Source organism: Streptococcus sp. LQJ-218 (genome assembly GCF_003428885.1).
Classification (GTDB): Bacteria; Bacillota; Bacilli; order Lactobacillales; family Streptococcaceae; genus Streptococcus.
Genome location: NZ_QQRU01000003.1, coordinates 73,392 through 94,051, shown reverse-complemented (window position 1 = coordinate 94,051; position 20,660 = coordinate 73,392). Strand labels below are relative to the sequence as shown.

23 protein-coding genes and 2 pseudogenes are annotated in these 20,660 nt (G+C 38.2%); 22 read left to right on the top strand and 3 right to left on the bottom strand.

The genetic code is table 11. The features are described 5' to 3' along the window. Positions 1-109: 109 nt before the first annotated feature. The 4 genes from D2908_RS03415 (at position 110) to D2908_RS03400 (ending at position 2,312) form a co-directional block, all read left to right on the top strand. Positions 110-661, top strand: coding sequence for a hypothetical protein (locus tag D2908_RS03415; RefSeq protein ID WP_117304882.1), 552 nt, complete (start codon positions 110-112; stop codon positions 659-661). A gap of 73 nt (positions 662-734) precedes the next feature. Then, positions 735-1,253, top strand: coding sequence for a ribosome maturation factor RimM (rimM, locus tag D2908_RS03410; protein ID WP_117304880.1), 519 nt, complete (start codon positions 735-737; stop codon positions 1,251-1,253). Next, positions 1,243-1,962 (top strand): tRNA (guanosine(37)-N1)-methyltransferase TrmD, encoded by a 720-nt coding sequence (trmD, locus tag D2908_RS03405; protein WP_117304878.1) that lies wholly within the window; start codon positions 1,243-1,245, stop codon positions 1,960-1,962. The genes rimM and trmD overlap by 11 nt, the downstream gene beginning before the upstream one ends. Positions 1,963-1,973: 11 nt before the next feature. Next, complete coding sequence (locus D2908_RS03400; protein WP_001196039.1) at positions 1,974-2,312, top strand: ATP cone domain-containing protein; 339 nt, start codon at positions 1,974-1,976, stop codon at positions 2,310-2,312. 30 nt (positions 2,313-2,342) lie between these two features. Here D2908_RS03400 and D2908_RS03395 read toward each other — a convergent pair whose 3' ends face one another. Next, the gene (locus tag D2908_RS03395; protein WP_001216102.1) at positions 2,343-2,663 is read right to left on the bottom strand and encodes a hypothetical protein; all 321 of its coding nucleotides are present in this window, start codon (positions 2,661-2,663) and stop codon (positions 2,343-2,345) included. A gap of 98 nt (positions 2,664-2,761) precedes the next feature. On the opposite strand from D2908_RS03395, the gene D2908_RS03390 reads away from it, so the two are divergent. Beyond that, on the top strand, positions 2,762-2,977 hold the full coding sequence (locus D2908_RS03390; RefSeq protein ID WP_000807422.1) for a YdbC family protein: 216 nt from the start codon (positions 2,762-2,764) through the stop codon (positions 2,975-2,977). Between the two features lie 202 nt (positions 2,978-3,179). Here D2908_RS03390 and D2908_RS03385 read toward each other — a convergent pair whose 3' ends face one another. Further along, positions 3,180-3,716 (bottom strand): biotin transporter BioY, encoded by a 537-nt coding sequence (locus D2908_RS03385; protein ID WP_117304877.1) that lies wholly within the window; start codon positions 3,714-3,716, stop codon positions 3,180-3,182. Positions 3,717-4,152: 436 nt separating this feature from the next. Here D2908_RS03385 and D2908_RS10265 point away from each other — a divergent pair, with 436 nt between their 5' ends. From D2908_RS10265 to D2908_RS03365, 4 genes are all read left to right on the top strand, one after another. Then, a complete protein-coding gene (locus D2908_RS10265) occupies positions 4,153-4,479 on the top strand; it encodes a hypothetical protein (protein ID WP_117305090.1) in 327 nt (108 codons plus the stop codon). Between the two features lie 65 nt (positions 4,480-4,544). Next, the gene (locus tag D2908_RS03375) at positions 4,545-6,527 is read left to right on the top strand and encodes an ABC transporter permease (protein WP_117304875.1); all 1,983 of its coding nucleotides are present in this window, start codon (positions 4,545-4,547) and stop codon (positions 6,525-6,527) included. Continuing rightward, on the top strand, positions 6,524-7,147 hold the full coding sequence (locus tag D2908_RS03370; RefSeq protein ID WP_117304873.1) for an ATP-binding cassette domain-containing protein: 624 nt from the start codon (positions 6,524-6,526) through the stop codon (positions 7,145-7,147). Before D2908_RS03375 ends, D2908_RS03370 begins: the two co-directional genes overlap by 4 nt. Further along, positions 7,144-7,644, top strand: a complete 501-nt coding sequence (locus tag D2908_RS03365; RefSeq protein WP_117304872.1) for a hypothetical protein — start codon at positions 7,144-7,146, stop codon at positions 7,642-7,644. Before D2908_RS03370 ends, D2908_RS03365 begins: the two co-directional genes overlap by 4 nt. Before the next feature lie 166 nt (positions 7,645-7,810). Here D2908_RS03365 and gor read toward each other — a convergent pair whose 3' ends face one another. Next, positions 7,811-9,157, bottom strand: coding sequence for a glutathione-disulfide reductase (gene gor / locus D2908_RS03360; protein WP_117304870.1), 1,347 nt, complete (start codon positions 9,155-9,157; stop codon positions 7,811-7,813). Positions 9,158-9,447: 290 nt separating this feature from the next. Here gor and D2908_RS03355 point away from each other — a divergent pair, with 290 nt between their 5' ends. The 13 genes and pseudogenes from D2908_RS03355 (at position 9,448) to D2908_RS03295 (ending at position 20,567) form a co-directional block, all read left to right on the top strand. Continuing rightward, positions 9,448-10,644, top strand: a complete 1,197-nt coding sequence (locus tag D2908_RS03355) for an efflux RND transporter periplasmic adaptor subunit (protein ID WP_165847438.1) — start codon at positions 9,448-9,450, stop codon at positions 10,642-10,644. Beyond that, on the top strand, positions 10,628-11,329 hold the full coding sequence (locus D2908_RS03350; protein ID WP_117304866.1) for an ABC transporter ATP-binding protein: 702 nt from the start codon (positions 10,628-10,630) through the stop codon (positions 11,327-11,329). Before D2908_RS03355 ends, D2908_RS03350 begins: the two co-directional genes overlap by 17 nt. A gap of 1 nt (position 11,330) precedes the next feature. After that, positions 11,331-12,590, top strand: a complete 1,260-nt coding sequence (locus tag D2908_RS03345; protein ID WP_117304865.1) for an ABC transporter permease — start codon at positions 11,331-11,333, stop codon at positions 12,588-12,590. A 122-nt stretch (positions 12,591-12,712) separates the two neighbouring features. Next, positions 12,713-14,710: a methionine--tRNA ligase gene (metG, locus tag D2908_RS03340; RefSeq protein WP_117304863.1), complete on the top strand. Its 1,998-nt coding sequence runs from the start codon at positions 12,713-12,715 to the stop codon at positions 14,708-14,710. A 138-nt stretch (positions 14,711-14,848) separates the two neighbouring features. Continuing rightward, positions 14,849-15,169 carry a PadR family transcriptional regulator gene (locus D2908_RS03335; RefSeq protein WP_165847428.1) on the top strand — a complete coding sequence of 107 codons (321 nt, stop codon included), beginning with the start codon at positions 14,849-14,851 and terminating at the stop codon, positions 15,167-15,169. 3 nt (positions 15,170-15,172) lie between these two features. Beyond that, entirely contained in the window at positions 15,173-15,988 is an 816-nt protein-coding gene (locus tag D2908_RS03330; RefSeq protein WP_117304860.1) for a hypothetical protein, read from the top strand. A gap of 72 nt (positions 15,989-16,060) precedes the next feature. Further along, positions 16,061-16,987, top strand: a complete 927-nt coding sequence (locus D2908_RS03325; protein ID WP_117304858.1) for an aldo/keto reductase — start codon at positions 16,061-16,063, stop codon at positions 16,985-16,987. A gap of 99 nt (positions 16,988-17,086) precedes the next feature. Continuing rightward, positions 17,087-17,323: a DUF2829 domain-containing protein gene (locus D2908_RS03320; RefSeq protein WP_000141913.1), complete on the top strand. Its 237-nt coding sequence runs from the start codon at positions 17,087-17,089 to the stop codon at positions 17,321-17,323. Next, a complete protein-coding gene (locus tag D2908_RS03315) occupies positions 17,316-18,014 on the top strand; it encodes a 3-oxoacyl-ACP reductase (RefSeq protein ID WP_117304857.1) in 699 nt (232 codons plus the stop codon). Before D2908_RS03320 ends, D2908_RS03315 begins: the two co-directional genes overlap by 8 nt. A gap of 9 nt (positions 18,015-18,023) precedes the next feature. Next, positions 18,024-18,525 (top strand): annotated as a pseudogene (locus D2908_RS03310) (NUDIX hydrolase). Next, positions 18,512-19,240, top strand: a complete 729-nt coding sequence (locus D2908_RS03305; protein ID WP_117304855.1) for a GNAT family N-acetyltransferase — start codon at positions 18,512-18,514, stop codon at positions 19,238-19,240. The pseudogene D2908_RS03310 and the gene D2908_RS03305 overlap by 14 nt, the downstream one beginning before the upstream one ends. A 41-nt stretch (positions 19,241-19,281) precedes the next feature. Further along, positions 19,282-20,185 (top strand): annotated as a pseudogene (locus D2908_RS03300) (putative PEP-binding protein). Beyond that, positions 20,127-20,567, top strand: a complete 441-nt coding sequence (locus tag D2908_RS03295) for an ASCH domain-containing protein (RefSeq protein ID WP_117304852.1) — start codon at positions 20,127-20,129, stop codon at positions 20,565-20,567. The pseudogene D2908_RS03300 and the gene D2908_RS03295 overlap by 59 nt, the downstream one beginning before the upstream one ends. The last annotated feature ends 93 nt before the right edge of the window (positions 20,568-20,660 follow it).

Below are 20,660 nucleotides of genomic sequence, written 5' to 3'. Positions count from 1 at the left end.
GGGCGGGACGAATGTCTCGCTTTTTGTGTGGAGAAGTGTAAAACAGCATCCATCAAGTAATAGCATAATCGGGAGTTGGAAGGATTTTTGAAAGGGGGACTGGAAAAGAATGAACATTGATTGTATTTTAAATATAGATTGGGCAATGTACATTGATTGGTTATTGCGAATTTTACAGATTTCTACTTTTATAGGTGTAATTTTAAAAATTAGTTTTCAGAATAAGGCCTATATCAATAATATCGAAATTCAGGTAATTATACCAATCGAATTTGATTCCTTACATACGAGATTTCATCATATATATGAGTTTAAACATGATGAAAATGATAAACATTATAACCATTTGATTTTTTATCCAAAGGAAGTTGATATTGAAATTATAGAATTTTATTCTTTAATCTATGATTCAAAAAGTAATCGTTTAGCTGTTAATGATAAACTGCATACAGTTAAAAATTTAAGGAATTATACATGTCTATTGATTCATACAAATTTACCTGAGAATATGCCTAGTTTAAGGATGAAATGGAAGACAAGTCAGGGTCAAATTGGGGAGTATACATTTTATAGTAATATGTATAACGGGAATATAAATATTTCTTCTTTTAAATATAAATTGACATTAAAGAGGAAACTACTAGCACTTTTGGGATTATAACTGATTTTCCTCCAACTTGTGAAAATCCCTGGAACGTGATAAAATAAAGATAGAAACATACACAGGAGACAAGATGAACTACTTTAATGTTGGGAAAATCGTCAATACGCAGGGGTTGCAGGGTGAGATGCGAGTCTTGTCTGTGACGGATTTTGCAGAAGAACGGTTTAAAAAAGGTACTGAGCTGGCTTTGTTTGATGAAAAAGATCAGTTTGTCCAAACAGTGACCATCGCTAGCCACCGTAAACAGAAGAACTTTGACATTATTAAATTCAAAGATATGTACCATATCAACGCTATCGAAAAGTACAAAGGTTACAGTCTCAAAGTTGCTGAGGAATATTTGAACGACCTAGACGATGGTGAATTTTATTATCACGAGATTATCGGTTTGGAAGTCTATGAAGATGATAACTTGCTTGGAACCATCAAAGAAATCCTGCAACCAGGTGCTAACGATGTCTGGGTGGTCAAGCGAAAAGGCAAGCGCGATTTGTTATTGCCTTATATTCCACCGGTGGTTGTCAATGTTGATATTCCTAATAAACGGGTCGATGTAGAACTCTTAGAAGGGTTAGACGATGAAGATTGATATTTTAACCCTTTTTCCGGAGATGTTCTCTCCGTTAGAGCATTCAATCGTTGGAAAGGCTCGAGAAAAAGGGCTCTTAGATATCCAGTATCATAATTTTCGAGAAAATGCTGAAAAGGCCCGCCATGTCGACGATGAGCCCTACGGAGGCGGTCAGGGGATGTTGCTCCGAGCCCAACCCATTTTCGATGCCTTTGATGCTATTGAAAAGAAAAATCCGCGCGTCATTCTCCTAGACCCAGCTGGAAAGCAGTTTGATCAGGCTTATGCTGAGGATTTGGCTAAAGAAGAAGAACTGATCTTTATCTGTGGGCACTACGAGGGGTATGACGAGCGTATTAAGATCTTGGTGACAGATGAGATTTCCTTAGGCGACTATGTCTTGACTGGTGGAGAGTTGGCGGCTATGACCATGATAGATGCTACGGTACGCTTGATACCAGAAGTGATTGGCAAGGAGTCTAGCCACCAAGATGATAGTTTTTCTTCAGGCCTTCTCGAATACCCTCAGTACACACGTCCCTATGATTATCGAGGCATGGTTGTCCCAGATGTACTGATGAGCGGACACCATGAAAAAATTCGTCAGTGGCGCCTGTATGAGAGTTTAAAGAAAACCTATGAGCGCAGACCGGATTTGCTTGAACAGTATCAACTGACAGCAGAAGAAGAAAAAATGCTGGCAGAAATTAAAGAAAACAAAGAATAAAGGAGAAAGCTATGCAAGTAATCAAACGTGATGGAGAAATTGCTGAATTTAATCCAGACAAGATTTATCAAGCTATCTTAAAGGCAGCCCAGACTGTCTATGTATTGACAGATGATTTGCGTCAAAACCTTGCACAAGTCACTAAGAAAGTGGTTTTGGATTTGGAAGAAGCCAAGGTAGAACGTGCTACCATCAGCATGATTCAGTCTTTGGTTGAACATCGTTTACTGGGTGCAGGTTACATTACCATTGCAGAACACTATATTTCCTATCGTTTACAACGTGACTTGGAAAGAAGTGGTTATGGGGATCATATCGCCGTTCATTTGCATTTTGAACAAGTTCGCTAAGAAAAAAGAGTGGGATGAAGCAACTACATCTCACTCTTTCTTAAATCTATTTTTTTGGGCTGTTTGGACGGTTGAAGGGACAAAACGAAGACGTTGAATGTCGCTTATGCGGATAATACGGGTCACATTTTTAGCAAAATTTTTCACGATAATTTGTTGGCGCTGCTGATCGTATTTGATGATGTCACCTGTAAAACTTGTCTCAGACAAGATAAGGTGAACAGCAGTTTGTTTCTGGATAGCCTCTTCAATAGTAGCGGTAAGGGAGTTGCTTTCAGTCTGGTCAGGTTCTTCATGTCCATTTAAAAAGTCATGTATTTTATCGAGAACTTGCTGGAATTTATGTCTCATATTGGCCTCCCTTCTTTTATATCAATATTATATAAAATTTTCCTAAAATCTACAAGATTTTACGAATAAACTAATGAAAGCTAAAAAAGGAGAAGAAAATGGCAGAATTTACATTTGAAATCGAAGAGCATTTGTTGACTCTTTCTGAAAACGAAAAAGGTTGGACAAAGGAAATCAACCGTGTGAGCTTTAATGGTGCCCCTGCAAAGTTTGATATTCGTGCTTGGAGCCCAGACCATACGAAGATGGGCAAGGGAATTACTCTTTCCAATGAAGAATTTCAAACGATGGTAGATGCCTTTAAAGGCAACTAATACTCTTCGAAAATCTCTTCAAACCACGTCAGTTTCGCCATGGATTATACATGTGATTGACTTCGTCAGTCTTATCTACAACCTCAAAGCAGTGCTTTGAGCACTTGCGGCTAGCTTCCTAGTTTGCTCTTTGATTTTCATTGAGTATAGGTTTTCAAAATGAAAGAAAAGGATACAGAGTCATGCAACTCGATATCCTTTTTTAGTTAGCAAAGTAAGCCTGATTTTTAAGGCGTTGAAGTAGCGAACGGCCAATAAAACTAATAACCAGAAGTTTAGCAAGGTCTGGAATGATAAAGGGAAGAACACCCACAACAAGAGCTTTTTCAAATGCCATTCCAGCTAGAAAATGCAAGCTGAGAATTCCGCCGACAAAGACAAGGGCATCACCCAAGAGGTTTGCAAGAAAAATCTTGACAACACCACTCTTGCTGTTGGTTAGAGAGGAAGTAAGTCCAGAGTAAACGAGATAAAACCAAAGATAGCCTGCAGTAGGGCCAACTAAAGCCTGAAAACCAGCTCCACCTCCTGCAAAGACAGGAAGACCGATAGCACCTAGAAGAAGATAGAGACCAACAGAAAGTACAGCCTCTCTCGGTCTAAAGACAGTAGCAATCAAGCCGATTGCAAAATTTTGCAGAGTGAAGGGAACAGGTCCAATTGGAAGACTGATTTGTGCCAAAACAGCAATGAGAGCAGCCCCAATAGCAGGGATAGCGTAAATATGTGCTTTTTTCATAATAGTTAACCTCTTTTTTAATTCATAGTAACTATTATACTCGTAGAGTAACTATTGTCAACCTATTTTTATAGCAAAGGTAACAAAAACTGTATCGGCCGATTTTGATGACTGGTTAAGTTGGATAATTGTTTTGTTGATTTGTAAATCGCCTTTATAGATAATCCCATTTTATCAATAAAAAATATACTATAAATACTTGACAAACTAAAAAATAAGTGTTATGATAACAGTTGTAAGCGGATACAATAAGAGATGTTCAATTTCAAAAGGAGGGGTAGTTATGAGATATTTTAATGACTCTAGATACCATAACGGCGATTAAAAACCTAAATATAATCAATTCATATTAAAGTAATATGGAGGGACCAAAAAGGGACTATTATTTAATCTTCATCAAATATTTAAATTCAAGGAGAAGTAAAATAAAAAAAGAATTAATAAGAAAGCATCTGTTTTTCTAGTTGCAAGTTTTTTCAGTTTTGGATTTGCTACTACAGCTAGTGTCGTTAACGTAGTAACGGCACACCCTGCTCCAAGTCCCATTATTGATGTATGGGAATATGGTGTAAATGATAACTATGGTTATTCGAATTACTTTGTTAGTTCTCCAGATAATATTGGATCAAAATCTTCAGTAACGAATTTTTGGGGAACAGTTAAAGCTCAGGATAAAAAAGATTATGGATGGGCATATTCAAGTGCAAGAAAATCTTGGAACGATGTTCGCTTAAATGCATATTGGGATTATTATAGATTTTAAAAATAATTTATGAAAACAGGAGACCCAATTATAAAATAGGGTCTTTTGTAATATGGTAATTGCTTATGAAATTAAAATTATGTATCATTGGATTCTTCTTTTGTTTGATTGCTGCAATTGGTTTGGTCGCTATTAGTGATACCGAAATCCCCATACCTTTACCAATTGATGGTGCTTTTTCTATTCAAGGGAAAAGTAATCTTTCTAATAACGAAATATACGAAATGGTTCGTGACTTATCAAAAACGGAAAAGGTTACCATTTATAAACCAATCGTTCAGAGTTCGGGTCAGTTGAAGTATGTAAAGTTTGATGATGTAAATAATGAACAATTAAAGACAGCACCAATAGTAGGGATGTATTACACACTTGGGAAAATGGATGTAGACAGTTTGAAACCACTTACTATGACGGGGCTACAAACAGTCTATATGGCTTATCCTTGGTATATAGGAGGAATATTACAATTCACTGGAACTTTAAGAATACTGTTAATGAGCTCCATTTACTTAACTTTATTAGTTGTTTTATTTGTTGTTAGGACGAGACAGATCAAAGAAGGAGTGATACGACGTTCTTTGGGATTGCCTGTATACGACCTTAGAAGAGATTATGTGATTTCACTTATTTTTGAACTGATTATGATGGTTTTATTGATGATTTCTTACAGTTCTTTTTTGGGAAATGGTTTCTTCACTTATAGTTCTAAGTTATTTTTCTCTCTGCTTTTAACGAATTTTATACTATTTCAAATCATTGATCTTATTACTTTTGTTTTATTTTGGTTGACGATTCAGATTGAAAAGCCCATTGAAATTATCAAAAACAAGGCAAAAAACAAGCTTATTTTTGTCGTATGGCTTGCTATTATTTCGATTATCATCCTTATCTCAGGAATTTTTTTACAAGAAACAAAGAGTAGTCAATCCAGTATTAACATTCAGATACAGAATTTAGTACCATGGGATACAGTAAAAGATTGGAGAAGGATTGAGTTCCTTGGAATTGAAAATAACTCTGCTAAAAATGGAGAAGTAAGCGATTCGGATGGTCAGTATCTACAGATAGCTGCTGCCTTAAAAAACTTAGATTTTTTATATATAGAACGATCTTCGGCATATGTTCCAGATTTTATGAAAACTTCTCATGCTTTAGAAGGCTTTTCTAAACAATTAGAAAATGACGGAATAACGAATCCAGAAATAAATAAAGAGTTGATTTATATTAATCAAACAGGTGCTAACCTACAAAATAAAGTGAATGGAACAAACTATCATCTTTTAGATAATAAGATAGCAACCATTTATATTCCTGAAAAATGGAAAGAAAACCAGAAATCCATTGAGAATACAGTTGTAGCAGAACAATTTATTGGAACAAACTATACAAAAGAACAGCTTGCAGTACAAATAATTCCTGATGGTGATAAAATTTTTTATTTCAATGAGGATGCTGATATCGATCATAAAAATAAAGAGACTTTACCGCTGCCAAGTCTAGCAGATAGCAAAGATAATATAGTTGTTGTGTTAGATACGGACAAAATGATTGAAAATAACAAGTTTTCTTTGGCTAGTAATATACTATATAAATCTCTTTTTAGTCCTGAGGCGGTAAATAAAATAAATGAAATGGCTATCCAGTCGAATTTTTCAATGAATCCAGTAGATGTTTACCAAATTGTGAAGTTGAAGATCCGATCCTTAGAGCACCAAATTCTACTGTCACAAATCTTGCAAAAGATAATTTACAGTATTGTCTTTATACTCATTTATCAATATGTCCAACTTTATATTACTCTAAAACAGAATGAATATGTGAAAAAAATCATTTTGGGTCTGTCAAAAACATCTATAGCAATTTCAAGCCTCAAGTATTTTATGATGACAATTACACTGGTTATCCTATTTACATTTCTTATGACAGGTCAAATAGAGCTGCTATATATTGGAGCGGCTTCTCTGCTAGTTTTGATGTTGTCAATAATCATGAGTTTTAGAAAATTATCTGAAAGCTACACTAAAATTTTAAAAGGAGATGAAACATGACAATTGACCTTTTGAACGTTTCAAAAAGTTTCGGCTCAAAGAAGATCTTTACAGACTTAAATTTAAGATTTGAATCTGGAAAAAGCTATGCGTTGATTGGAGGTTCTGGCTCCGGTAAAAGCACCCTTCTTAATATTATAGGAAGATTAGAAAAAATTGACAGTGGGAATGTTTTAGTTGATAAACAAGATATTTGGAAGATAAAAGAAAGAACCTTCTTTAAAAATACTGTTGGATATGTATTTCAGAATTATTCTTTAATCGAAAACAAAACAGTATATGATAATCTGAAACTTATCACTAAAGACAAAAAAATAATAACTGATGTACTTGAAAAAGTAGGACTGTCGAGTGACTATTTACATCAAAAAATATATGAATTGTCTGGAGGGCAGGCTCAACGTGTAGCTATTGCCAGAATGTTAATGAAACCATGTAAAATTATCTTAGCAGATGAGCCCACAGGAGCTTTAGATGGTAAGATTGGAAAAGAAATCATTCGTTTATTATTGAATGAAATAGCTGAAGATAAATATGTCATTATAGCGACGCATGATCCAGCTGTCTATAACAAAGTTGATGTGATCATTGATATGAAAGATATAGGGGATAATGTATGAAAAAGATAATTTATATTGCTTCGATTTTTGTAGCTGGGTTACTTGCTATCTTCCTTTTTGGAAAACAAATGATCAAAAAAGAAAATACCATTAAACCAACACTGGAGTTAACAGTTTATACGGTTTCTTCTGGTGATACTGAAAAATGGAATAAAGTGAGACAAGTAGAAACAGAAGAGGCCACATACTTCATAACTGTGAAAGAAGTAGCGTCTTCAGAAGAAGTATTTGCAAACATCATTGCAAATGGAGCCGCTACGGGGTTCGGAGTTCGTGAAGAAGAAGTGAAGAAATTCAATAATAGTTTAGGAGACACTATAGAGGACTCTAAGCATAATAAACTAATTGAAATAGAATTTTTTACTTTTTCTGATGATAGCGAGGGATTTGTGGTAGCAAACTTTGACTACGGTAAAGAAGAGTTAAATTCTCAGAAAAAAGATATAAAAGAATTATATAAAAAAATATATGAATCTTTTAAAGAAAAGAATAAATGATTGTATTATAATCCTTGTATTTTGCTATGGTTTGTTAATTGATTTTTGCATATCTTATTTCAACATACTATAAAAATAGGACATAAGAAAACGAGTATTTCCAACTACGGAAATACTCGCTTTTTGATATTTAGAAGTGTTTTTTGCTCAGCTTCTTTTATTTCGATTAACGCATAGTTACAAATTCTTCAGATGCAGTTGGGTGAATCGCCACAGTTGCATCAAAGTCAGCTTTTGTAGCTCCCATCTTGATTGCTACAGCAAAACCTTGAATCATTTCATCAACGCCGTAGCCGATACCATGAAGGCCAACTACCTTTTCGTCTGCACCGGCTGTAACTAGTTTAAAGCGAGCTTCTTGACGGTGACTAGTAACTGCAGAATACATAGACGCAAATTTTGATGTATAAACTTTAACGTTTTCTTGTCCATACTGTTTAGTAGCTTCTTCCTCAGTCAGACCAACCGTTCCGATAGCAGGGTGTGAAAAGACAACGGTTGGAATAGTTGAGTAGTCCATTTTAGCAGTTGTTTTTCCGTTAAAGAGACGTTCAGACAAAGTACGTCCAGCCTTAATAGCAACTGGGGTCAGTTCTTTTTCACCTGTTACATCACCTAGAGCGTAGATTCCCTCAACAACGGTATTTTGGTATTCATCTACTTGTATAAAGCCACGTTCATTCAGAGTCACTCCAGCTTTTTCAAGTTGCAAGCCCTTAAGGTTTGGACGGCGGCCTGTAGCCCAGATAACTTGGCTAGCTGTATGACTAGTACCATCTTCAAAATGAATGGTAATGCCCTCAGCAGTTTTTTCTAACTTGGCAGGGACTTTGTGAGTATGAAGTGGTAAGTTTGTTCTTTCCATTTCCTTGACTAAACCTTCAATGATGTAAGAATCAAAACCACGTAAAGGACGATCATGACGGACGAATAAATCTGTCTGAACACCAAGGGTATGGAGCACTCCAGCCAATTCGACAGCAATGTAACCTGCTCCAAGAATGGCTACAGATTCAGGCAATTCTTCCCAAGCAAATACATCATCAGAAGAGCCACCTAGTTCAGCACCAGGAATATTTGGAATATTTGGATGGGCACCAGTCGCAATCACGATATGTTTAGCACGAATCAGTTCACCATTTACGCTGACAGTATGAGAATCTACAAATTCAGCATGACCTTCAATCAAGTCTACACCGTTGCGTTTGAAACTGCCATCATAAGAAGAACGAGCGCGATCGATGTAAGCTTCACGATTGCGACGTAGGGTTGCAAAGTCAAAGTTAAGATCAGTAGTTTTAAAACCGTAGTCTTCTCCAAATTGATGGAAAGTCTCAGCGATTTGTGCTCCGTACCACATGATTTTTTTAGGAACACAGCCGACGTTGACACAGGTTCCACCTAGTTTCTTTTCCTCAATAACGGCCGCTTTGGCTCCGTGTTCACCAGCACGGTTCATGGTAGCAATTCCTCCGCTACCTCCACCGATAGCAATGATATCATATTCTCTCATTGTAAACTCCTTTGTACTCTTTGAAATAGTAGAGTGTCATTTTTTGATAGTCATATTCTATCTTTTTTTTGATTTGATTGCAAAAATCTGCTACGTTCAAAAAAATTAAAGAAAAGGCTTGCAAAAAGAAAAAATAAAGTGTATTATATAACTAGTACAATGATAGTTGGAATAAATTCCGAACATTTATTGAATCCTGAAATGTCATTATTTTGTTCTGAACTGTTATTGTTTATATTTTGTAATTTTTGTATAATATTGTTAAGGACTTTAAATCAAAAAGGAGTTTCATTATGAAGAAGAATCGTAAAGCTAAAAAGTGGCAATTGTATGCAGCAATCGGTGCTGCCAGTGTAGTTGTATTGGGGGCTGGAGGGATTTTGCTCTTTAGACAACCATCTCAGAGCGCTGTAAAAGATGAAGCTACTCATCTTGTTGTTGCTAAGGAAGGAAGCGTGGCATCCTCTGTTTTATTATCAGGGACAGTAACGGCAAAAAATGAACAGTATGTTTATTTTGATGCTAGCAAGGGAGATTTAGATGAAATCCTTGTTTCTGTGGGTGATAAGGTCAGCGAAGGGCAGGCCTTAGTCAAGTACAGTAGTTCTGAAGTCCAGGCGGCCTATGATTCAGCTAGCCGAGCAGTAGCTAAGGCAGACCGTCATATCAACGAACTTAATCAAGCACGAAATGAAGCCGCTTCAGCTTCAGCTCCACAGTTACCAGCGCCAGCAGGAGGCGAAGGTGCAACAGCGCAAGTCTCAGGCAATTCAGTTTCATCTATTGATGCACAACTAGGTGATGCCCGTGATGCCCGTGCAGATGCAGAAGCACAATTGAACAAAGCTCAGAGTCAGTTAGATGCCATGACGGTACTCAGTACCCTAGAGGGAACTGTGGTCGAAGTCAATCACAATGTTTCTAAATCTCCAACAGGAGCTAGCCAAGTGGTAGTCCATGTCGTAAGTAATGAAAACTTGCAAGTTAAGGGAGAACTATCTGAATATAATCTTGCCAACTTATCTGTAGGTCAAGAGGTAACTTTTACTTCTAAAGTTTACCAAGATAAGAGCTGGACAGGTCAGATTAGCTATATTTCTGATTACCCTAAAACCAATGGCGAAGCAGCAAGTGCAGCTGCTGCCGCAGCAGCTGGCAATTCTGGTTCTAAATATCCATATACCATTGATGTTACAAGTGAAATTGGTGACTTGAAACAAGGATTCTCAGTAAGTGTTGAGGTCAAAAATAAAAGTAAAGCGATTTTGGTTCCTCTAACAAGTGTTGTGACTGAAAATGATAAGAACTATGTCTGGGTACTTGACGAGCAGAAAAAGGCCAAGAAAGTGGAAGTTGGTTTGGGAAATGCTGATGCAGACAACCAAGAAATCACTTCAGGTCTGACAAATGGAGTCAAGGTCATCAGTAACCCAACGTCTTCTCTAGAGGAAGGAAAAGAGGTGAAGGGTGATGAAGAAACTAATTAATCTAAAAAATATCTGCAGAAGCTACCGTAATGGTGACCAAGAACTGCAAGTCCTAAAAAATATTAACTTAGAAGTTCAAGAAGGTGAGTTTGTCGCCATTATGGGACCATCTGGTTCTGGTAAGTCTACTCTGATGAATACGATTGGGATGTTGGATACACCAACCAGTGGAGAGTATTATCTTGAAGGCCAAGAAGTAGCTGGACTTGGCGAAAAACAACTAGCCAAGGTCCGCAACCAACAAATCGGTTTTGTCTTTCAGCAGTTCTTTCTTCTATCGAAACTCAATGCTCTACAAAATGTAGAATTGCCCTTGATTTACGCAGGAGTTTCGGCTTCAAAACGTCGGAAGTTAGCTGAGGAATATCTAGATAAGGTTGAATTGACTGAGCGTAGTCACCATTTACCTTCAGAATTATCTGGTGGTCAAAAGCAACGTGTAGCCATTGCGCGTGCCTTGGTAAACAATCCTTCTATCATTCTAGCGGACGAACCGACAGGAGCCTTGGATACCAAAACAGGTAATCAAATCATGCAACTATTGGTTGACTTGAACAAAGAAGGAAAAACTATTATCATGGTAACGCATGAGCCAGAAATCGCTGCTTATGCTAAACGCCAGATTGTCATTCGAGATGGAGTTATTTCGTCTGATAGTGCTCAGTTAGAAAAGGGGGAAAGCTAAGATGCAGAATCTGAAATTTGCCTTTTCATCTATCATGGCACACAAGATGCGCTCTTTTCTCACTATGATAGGGATTATCATTGGTGTATCATCGGTTGTTGTGATTATGGCTCTGGGGGATTCCATGTCTCGTCAGATTAATAAAAACATGACCAAGTCACAGAAGAATATCCGTGTTTTTTTCTCACCTATTAAAAGTAAAGATGGCTCTTTTACCCAAAAACAATCAGCTTTGACAGTGTCTGGGAAAGAAGAGGACGTTCCTGTGGAACCACCAAAACCACAAGAATCCTGGGTCAAGGAAGCTGCCAAGCTTAAGGGAGTGGATAGTTACTATGTAACCAACTCAACAAATACCACCTTGTCTTATAAAGATAAAAAAGTGGAGCGCGCCAGCTTGACAGGTGGGAATAGTACCTACATGAAGGCTGTTAACAATGAAATTGTTGCAGGCCGCAGTTTCATAGCTCAGGATTATAAAGATGTAGCCAGTGTCATTTTATTAGACCAAGAACTTGCTAATAGTCTGTTTGGATCTGCTCAGGAAGCTGTTAACCAGATTATAGATGTTGGTGACTTTAGTTATCGTGTCATTGGTGTCTATACTAGCGACGAGTCCAAGGCTGCCAAGACTTTTGGTATTGGTGGACTTCCGATTACAACTAATATTTCTCTTGCTAATAACTTCAATATGGATGAAATTTCTGATATCGTCTTCCGTGTTAACGATACCAGCTTGACACCAACGGTGGGACCAGAATTAGCTAGAAAAATGACCGAGATTGCTGGTCTTCAGCAAGGGGAGTATCAGGTGGCAGATGCGACTGAAGCCTTCCAAGAAGTTCAACAACTCTTTGGCTTCATAACTACGATTATTAGTGCCATTGCAGGAATTTCCCTTTTTGTTGGAGGGACTGGTGTTATGAACATCATGCTGGTTTCGGTGACAGAGCGTACTCGTGAGATTGGTCTCCGTAAGGCTTTGGGTGCAACGCGTGCCAATATTTTAATTCAGTTTTTGATTGAATCTATGATTTTGACCTTGTTAGGTGGATTAATTGGTTTGACAATTGCAAGTGGTATAACTGCCTTAGCAGGTTTGTTACTGCAAGGTTTGATTGCGGGGATAGAAGTTGGAGTATCCATTCCAGTTGCCCTATTTAGTCTTGCAGTTTCGGCTAGCGTGGGTATGATTTTTGGAGTCTTGCCAGCCAACAAGGCATCGAAGCTTGATCCAATCGAAGCCCTTCGTTATGAATAGAATAAGCAAGATGGACACTTGTCTATCTTGTTTTTGGTTGGATTTCCTTATCGAAAATCATTAAAATATGATATAATGAAGTGTTAGAAAAACAGGTTTCATTTGCCTGGAAAGGAAATATTATGTCTGAAAAGAATTTTTATATTACAACACCGATTTACTATCCATCTGGTAAACTTCATATCGGTTCTGCTTACACAACTATTGCCTGTGATGTCCTAGCTCGCTACAAACGCCTGATGGGCTACGATGTCTTTTATTTAACTGGTCTTGATGAACATGGTCAAAAAATCCAGCAAAAAGCAGAAGAAGCAGGCATTACACCACAAGCCTATGTTGATGGGATGGCAGTTGGAGTTAAAGAACTCTGGCAATTACTGGATATCTCATATGATAAATTTATCCGTACTACAGATGATTACCATGAAAAAGTGGTAGCGCAAATTTTTGAACGCTTGCTTGCTCAAGATGACATCTACCTAGGTGAATACTCTGGCTGGTACTCAGTTTCAGATGAGGAATTCTTTACAGAAAGCCAGCTTGCAGAAGTTTTCCGCGATGAAGCTGGAAATGTAACGGGTGGTATCGCTCCATCAGGACACGAAGTTGAATGGGTCTCAGAAGAATCTTACTTCCTTCGCCTCAGCAAATACCAAGACCGCTTGGTCGAATTTTTCAAATCACATCCTGACTTCATCACTCCAGATGGACGTCTCAATGAAATGTTGCGTAACTTCATTGAGCCAGGCTTGGAAGACTTAGCAGTATCTCGTACAACCTTTACCTGGGGTGTACCAGTCCCATCAAATCCTAAACACGTTGTCTACGTTTGGTTTGATGCCCTTCTAAATTATGTGACAGCTCTTGGTTACGGTCAAGAGGATCACGCTAACTTTGACAAGTTCTGGAATGGAACAGTCTTCCACATGGTTGGAAAAGACATCCTTCGTTTCCACTCCATCTACTGGCCAATCCTTCTTATGATGTTGGATATCAAGTTGCCAGAACGTTTGATTGGTCATGGTTGGTTTGTCATGAAAGATGGTAAGATGTCTAAGTCTAAAGGGAACGTTGTCTATCCTGAAATGTTGATAGAGCGTTTTGGACTAGATCCACTTCGTTACTACCTCATGCGTAGCCTTCCAGTTGGTTCAGACGGAACCTTCACTCCAGAGGACTATGTAGGTCGTATCAACTATGAATTGGCAAATGACCTTGGAAACCTCCTCAACCGTACGGTTTCAATGATTAACAAGTATTTTGATGGTCAAATCCCTGCCTATGTAGAAGGTGTAACAGACTTTGACAATGAACTTGCTCAAGTGGCAGAACAATCAATCGCTGACTACAATACCTACATGGAAGCAGTTGACTATCCACGTGCACTTGAGGCAGTCTGGACTCTTATCTCACGTACCAATAAATACATCGATGAGACAGCTCCATGGGTACTTGCTAAGGACGAAGCGCACCGTGACCAATTGGCAAGTGTGATGAGCCACTTGGCAGCTAGCCTACGTGTCGTAGCTCACTTGATTGAGCCATTTATGATGGAAACCAGTCGTGCAGTCTTGACACAACTTGGTCTAGCAGAAGTTTCTAGCCTTGTAAACTTGAGCTTAGCTGATTTACCTGCAGGTGTAACTGTAGTTGCTAAAGGAACACCAATCTTCCCACGTCTGGATATGGAAGAAGAAATCGCCTATATCAAGGAACAAATGGAAGGTAATAAGCCTGCTGTCGAGAAAGAATGGAATCCAGATGAAGTCGAACTCAAACTAAACAAGGAAGAAATCAAGTTTGAAGACTTCGATAAGGTTGAAATTCGTGTTGCTGAAGTAAAAGAAGTTTCTAAAGTAGAAGGTTCTGATAAGTTGCTTCAATTCCGCTTGGATGCTGGTGATGGTCAAGACCGTCAAATCCTCTCAGGAATTGCAAAATACTATCCAAATGAACAAGAATTGGTCGGCAAGAAAGTCCAAATCGTTGCCAACCTCAAACCACGCAAGATGATGAAAAAATATGTCAGTCAAGGGATGATTCTCTCAGCTGAGCATGATGGACAATTAACCCTTCTCACAGTTGATCCAACTGTACCAAACGGTAGTGTGATTGGGTAACAATAGACAGGACTAGTTTATGCTAGTTCTGTTTTTTTATTTTATTTTGACTATTATGCTTTACAAACTAGTGTGAAAGTGGTATATTATAGATGAAGCTACTAGTAGGTATTACAAAATAGACAGAAGGGGGAAGTGATGAAAGAAACTCAGCTATTAAAAGGTATTCTTGAAGGTTGTGTCTTGGATATGATTGGTCAAAAAGAGCGATATGGTTATGAGTTGATTCAGACTTTGCGAGAGGCTGGATTTGACACTATCGTTCCAGGAACTATTTATCCTTTGTTGCAAAAGTTAGAAAAAAATCAATGGATAAGAGGTGACATGCGCCCGTCGCCAGATGGTCCAGATCGGAAGTATTTTTCGTTAACCAAAGAAGGAGAAGAACGTGTCTCAGTCTTTTGGCAACAATGGGACGATTTGAGTCAAAAAGTAGAAGGGATTAAGAATGGAGGGTAAACCATGAAGAAAATGAAGTATTACAAAGAAACAAGCGCTTTGCTACATGAGTTTTCTGAGGAGAATCAGCAGTATTTTGAGGAACTGTGGGATAGTTTTAATCTTGCTGGATTCCTCTATGATGAGGACTATCTCAGAGAGCAGATTTATGTGATGATGCTTGATTTCTCAGAAGCAGAACGAGATGGCATGAGTGCAGAGGATTATCTGGGTAAGAATCCTAAAAAATTAATGAAAGAGATGCTCAAGGAAGCACCACGGAGTTCTATCAAGGAGTCCCTTTTGACGCCAATTCTCGTCCTAGCGGTATTACGTTACTATCAATTACTAGGTGATTTTTCTAAAGGTCCTCTCTTAACAGTCAATTTGCTTACGTTTTTGGGACAACTTCTTCTTTTTCTGATTGGATTTGGACTTGTGACTACAATCTTACGTTGGAGCTTAGTCCAAGATTCTCCTAAAATGAAAATTGGTACCTATATTGTCGTTGGGATTCTTGTTCTGTTAGTTGTTCTGGGATGTGTAGGAATAGGAAGTTTTGTACAAGAAGGAGCATTTTATCTTCCGGCTCCCTGGGATAGTTTCCTTGTCTTTACGATTTCGCTGGTCATCAGTATTTGGAATTGGAAAGAACCGATTTTTCGTCCCTTTAACAGTATGATTGTTGCCCACCTTATTGTAGGTTCTCTGCTCCGTTACAATGAGTGGATGGGCATTTCAAATGTTTTCCTTACAAAAATCATTCCTTTAGTTGTTCTCTTTATTGGCATTTTTCTCTTGTTCCGTGGGTTTAAGAAGATAAAATGGAGTGAAATATAGTCAAAAAGCCGTTGCAAAGCGGTTTTTTGTTATAATTAATTGAAGAATGTAGAATCAAAGGAGAAAAATTTGATGAGATACATAAGTCTTGGTCAAGAGAAAAGAGAATTGTCCGAAATCGTTCTAGGCATGATGCGAATCAGTGACAAGTCTGTCAAAGAAGTTGAAGAGCTTGTAGAAACAGCCCTATCTGTAGGAATCAATGCCTTCGACTTGGCTGATATATATGGTCGCGGTCGTTGCGAAGAACTGTTAGGTCTTGTCCTAAAAAATCGCCCTGATTTGCGAGAAAAGATGTGGATTCAGTCCAAATGTGGCATTCGCATTGAAGAATTTACCTATTTTGATTTTTCAAAAGAGTATATTCTAGAATCAGTAGATGGTATTTTAAAAAGATTGCAGGTTGACTATTTAGATAGCTTGCTTCTTCACCGTCCAGATGCTTTGATGGAAGCTGACCAAGTAGCAGATGCATTTGACATTCTCCACACATCAGGCAAAGTTCGAGATTTTGGTGTGTCCAACCAAAATCCTATGATGATGGAGTTGTTGAAGAAAGAAGTCAAACAGTCTCTAGCTATCAATCAATTACAACTAAGTGCAGCTTTCACGCCTGGTTTTGAAGCAGGATTTCATGTCAATATGGAAGGGAACAAGGCAGCTTTGCGTGATGGTAGCGTCTTTGAATACTGCAAATTAAACGACATGGTTATTCAGGCCTGGTCAGTCTTGCAGTTCGGATATTTCAAAGGGAATTTTGTCGGCAATGAGAAGTTCCAACAACTAAACCAAGTCCTAAATCGATTAGCTTTAAAATACGGTTTGAGCCCATCAGCTATTGCTATCGCTTGGGTGTTACGCTATCCAGCTAAGATGCAGGCCATTGTTGGCACAACTAATCCAAAACATTTGATAGAAGCAAGCCAAGCAAGTAATGTTAACCTAACTCGAAAAGAATGGTATGAAATTTATCTTGCTGCAGGGAATGATTTGCCGTAAGTAGAAGCAGATGTAAATAAATCACAGTCAAAAAGCCGTTGCAAAGCGGTTTTTTTGTTATAATGAAGTGAAGATTTATCGATATAAAAGGAGAAAACCATGACATTTGAAGAAATTCTGCCTGGACTAAAGGCGAAAAAGAAATATGTGCGTACTGGCTGGGGTGGAGCTGAAAACTATGTTCAGCTTTTTGACACCATTGAACAAAACGGGGTTGCACTTGAAGTGACACCTTATTTCCTAATCAACGTATCTGGAGAAGGAGAAGGTTTTTCCATGTGGAGCCCGACACCTTGTGATGTTTTGGCGACAGATTGGGTAGAAGTGCATGACTAGTCGTGTACTCATTACAGGAGTGAGTTCAGGGATTGGTCTGGCTCAAGCTCGCCTCTTTTTAGAGGAGGGCTATGAAGTTTACGGAGTTGACCAAGATGAAAATCCACTCTTAGAGGGTGATTTCCACTTTTTACAGAGGGATTTAACCTTGGACTTGGAACCTATTTTTGACTGGTGTTATCAGGTGGATGTTTTGTGCAATACTGCTGGAGTTTTGGATGATTACAAACCACTTTTGGAACAAACGGCGCAGGAAATTCAAGAGATTTTTGAAATTAACTACGTGACTCCTGTTGAGTTGACTCGGTATTATTTGACACAAATGCTGGAAAATAAAAAGGGAATCATTATCAATATGTGCTCTATTGCTTCAAATCTAGCAGGAGGTGGTGGTCACGCCTATACCTCATCTAAGCACGCCTTGGCTGGATTTACCAAGCAGTTGGCTCTAGACTATGCAGAAGCTGGGATTCAGGTCTTTGGCATTGCTCCTGGCGCTGTCAAGACAGCTATGACCTCTGCAGATTTTGAACCAGGTGGCTTAGCAGACTGGGTGGCTAGCGAGACACCCATCAAACGCTGGCTTGAGCCAGAGGAAATAGCAGACTTCACACTTTTCCTAGCAAGTGGGAAAGCAAGCGCTATGCAAGGGCAAATCTTGACAATTGACGGTGGATGGTCTTTGAAGTAGGGGGATCTGATGGAAATCAAAAGACACTTTGGAGTCTACGCTGTCTGCTTTGAAAATGGGAAGTTACTCTGCATTGAAAAAAAAGAGAGGCCATTATCAGCATCGTTTTGATCTACCGGGTGGTAGTCAGGAACTCGGTGAAGGGTTGACAGAGACCCTCAAGAGAGAAGTTCTGGAAGAGACAGGATATACTCTTAGCGATTATTCAAACCCTAGAATCTATGATGTGCTGGTTCAGAAAGAAGGACAAGACTTTGCAGTACATCATATCATGGCCTTTTATGATGTGGTGCTCGATTTCGAACGCTTTCAAAAATCTCTTTCTCAAGAACTTCTTGATGGAAGTAATGATTCAGCAAATGTACTTTGGTTGAATTTAGAAGAGATTACTGCAGACAATGCTTCGCCTTTAGTATTGAAGGCCAAGGCAGAGTTGCTAGGATTTCCAGAATTAGATAAGACCTCTTACATGAATTGGAAGGTGAAGAAGGGGAATTATGGAACTATTTAAAACATGGAAGAAAAATATGGTTCTCTATGGTCTTAAATCTCAAATCGGAACTGTCTACCGAAACAGTGATAGGACAACAAGTTTTTATGATGTTGGGAATTTTCTATTCCTAGCAGGGGAGTTGGATTCCAGATTTTGGGAAGATTTTGTTAGGAAATATGGTTTAGATTATAAGATTATTATTTCAGAAAAAACCAATTGGCAAGATTTTCTGCATCAGAAAGTGGAGCTAATTTCTTTTACTCGCTATTCTTTTAAAGATAAGGCAAATTTTCAAGTTGAATTTTTAAATAATCTAGTTACTCATATAGAGGAAGGTTACAATATTGTACCTATTGATAATTATATTTATAACTGCTTTTCTGAGGAGGAATGGTCACCAGATTTAAAGGGAGATTTTGAGTCCTATCAGGATTTTTCTTTAAAAGGTGGATTTGGTTTTGTGGTTCTTAAAAATAAAGAACTGATTGCTGGGATTTCCTCAGGGTTAGTTTACCGTGGAGCAGTTGAAGTGGAAGTTGCAACTAGACCAAACGAACAAGGAAATGGCTTTGCTAAAAAGCTTGGTGCTGCAATGATTCTAGAGAGTTTAAATAGAGATATGTTTCCACTTTGGGATGCTCATAACGAGGCTTCCAAAAAAGTAGCAGAATTTTTAGGATATGAGTTAGTTGAACCTTATGAAGCTTTTGAACTAGAGGAAAGCACAAAATGATAATATATTATGTTGTGTCTTTTAAGACGAGGTGAATGGCTATGAAAAACCAGCTAGCCCTTAGTGGCGAAAAAATTATTGAAAAAGTTTACCCTCAACTATTTCACCACGTCGGAATGATTCGTGGAGAATATTTGTTGAGAGAGCTCAGTCAAAACATCCTATTACCAAGTTGTCAGCAATTTGTAAAAGATTATCTAGACACTATTTGTCATTTGTACTCAGATGAAGAAGTTTGGTATCGCTTTTCAGAGTTAACAAATGCAGAAGCAAATAGTCTGGATGGGACTAAAGAGTATCTTGATGAACGCCACCCCTTATTTGGTTATAGAGGAATCAGGCGTTTGTTGGCGTGTCCAGATGAATTTCAAGCTGAGGCAAATGTCGTTACAGATGTTTATCAGAATAATCCCAATTTGTCTGTTATTTTTCCTTTTGTAAATGATGCCGACCAATTAAAACGAGCTATTACAGTGTTACGTCAGCATAGCTTTACTGGTAAAGTCGGCACGATGATCGAATTACCGTCAGCTTATTTTGACCTAGACAGGATGCTGGAAACGGGCATTTCAAAGATTGTAGTTGGAATGAATGATTTGACTTCTTTTGTTTTTGCGACTGTGAGGAACAGTCAATGGCATGATATGGAAAGTCCAATAATGTTAGATATGCTGAGACAGATGCAGGATAAAGCAAGGATGAAAAAGATTGACTTTGCTGTAGCAGGCTATCTGAATCTTTCTTTCATACAAAAAATGAATCATGTAGGAATTGAGTGCATTATCCACTATAGTTCTATTCCAGAGATTTTTGATTTAGAAATTGACCATCCAGACCATCTCAAACTCATAAAAGAAGAGAGTAAAAAATTACAAAGGAGCAACCCATGACACCGCAGGAAATGTGGAATGCATACAAGAAAATTACCCCCTCTATAGGAGATGAAATCGATGCCTGGGCTTTTGGAGTAGATGCCGATTTCTTGGCAGATTTGGTTTTAAGAGGCGAAAAGACGGCAACTGCATCAGCATATAATCTTTATGCAGTTGATAATGAACCCCTGCCGCAAGAAGGAACTTTTGACATCATTTTAGATAGTCAAAATCAGGCTGTCTGTATTGTCGAAATTACAAAGGTTTCTGTCCAGCCCTTCAATCAAGTTTCTGCTCAACATGCCTATAAGGAAGGGGAGGGAGACAAATCCTTAGCCTATTGGCGCCAGGTTCATGAGGAGTGTTTCGCCGAGTGGCTGAAAGAAGCAGGACTGACTTTTACACCTGAAAGTAAGGTTGTTTTAGAAGAATTTCGCAAGGTCTACCCACTGTAGACTGTTAGACGGAAGAAAGTTTTGGAAATCGCCGTCCAATCCTTTTTTCTCCAGCAAAACATGATATAATAAGTTTGTTTGAAGAAGAGCTCT

Coding starts and splice junctions, on each gene's coding strand:
- D2908_RS03400 (WP_001196039.1), top strand. CDS start 1,974: ATGCAAGTAATCAAACGTGATGGAGAAATTGCTGAATTTAATCCAGAC.
- D2908_RS03365 (WP_117304872.1), top strand. CDS start 7,144: ATGAAAAAGATAATTTATATTGCTTCGATTTTTGTAGCTGGGTTACTT.
- D2908_RS03375 (WP_117304875.1), top strand. CDS start 4,545: ATGAAATTAAAATTATGTATCATTGGATTCTTCTTTTGTTTGATTGCT.
- D2908_RS03415 (WP_117304882.1), top strand. CDS start 110: ATGAACATTGATTGTATTTTAAATATAGATTGGGCAATGTACATTGAT.
- gor (WP_117304870.1), bottom strand. CDS start 9,157: ATGAGAGAATATGATATCATTGCTATCGGTGGAGGTAGCGGAGGAATT.
- D2908_RS03335 (WP_165847428.1), top strand. CDS start 14,849: ATGAAAGAAACTCAGCTATTAAAAGGTATTCTTGAAGGTTGTGTCTTG.
- D2908_RS03390 (WP_000807422.1), top strand. CDS start 2,762: ATGGCAGAATTTACATTTGAAATCGAAGAGCATTTGTTGACTCTTTCT.
- D2908_RS03330 (WP_117304860.1), top strand. CDS start 15,173: ATGAAGAAAATGAAGTATTACAAAGAAACAAGCGCTTTGCTACATGAG.
- metG (WP_117304863.1), top strand. CDS start 12,713: ATGTCTGAAAAGAATTTTTATATTACAACACCGATTTACTATCCATCT.
- D2908_RS03395 (WP_001216102.1), bottom strand. CDS start 2,663: ATGAGACATAAATTCCAGCAAGTTCTCGATAAAATACATGACTTTTTA.
- D2908_RS03295 (WP_117304852.1), top strand. CDS start 20,127: ATGACACCGCAGGAAATGTGGAATGCATACAAGAAAATTACCCCCTCT.
- D2908_RS03345 (WP_117304865.1), top strand. CDS start 11,331: ATGCAGAATCTGAAATTTGCCTTTTCATCTATCATGGCACACAAGATG.
- D2908_RS03370 (WP_117304873.1), top strand. CDS start 6,524: ATGACAATTGACCTTTTGAACGTTTCAAAAAGTTTCGGCTCAAAGAAG.
- D2908_RS03385 (WP_117304877.1), bottom strand. CDS start 3,716: ATGAAAAAAGCACATATTTACGCTATCCCTGCTATTGGGGCTGCTCTC.
- D2908_RS03325 (WP_117304858.1), top strand. CDS start 16,061: ATGAGATACATAAGTCTTGGTCAAGAGAAAAGAGAATTGTCCGAAATC.
- rimM (WP_117304880.1), top strand. CDS start 735: ATGAACTACTTTAATGTTGGGAAAATCGTCAATACGCAGGGGTTGCAG.
- D2908_RS03305 (WP_117304855.1), top strand. CDS start 18,512: ATGGAACTATTTAAAACATGGAAGAAAAATATGGTTCTCTATGGTCTT.
- trmD (WP_117304878.1), top strand. CDS start 1,243: ATGAAGATTGATATTTTAACCCTTTTTCCGGAGATGTTCTCTCCGTTA.
- D2908_RS03315 (WP_117304857.1), top strand. CDS start 17,316: ATGACTAGTCGTGTACTCATTACAGGAGTGAGTTCAGGGATTGGTCTG.
- D2908_RS03350 (WP_117304866.1), top strand. CDS start 10,628: ATGAAGAAACTAATTAATCTAAAAAATATCTGCAGAAGCTACCGTAAT.
- D2908_RS03320 (WP_000141913.1), top strand. CDS start 17,087: ATGACATTTGAAGAAATTCTGCCTGGACTAAAGGCGAAAAAGAAATAT.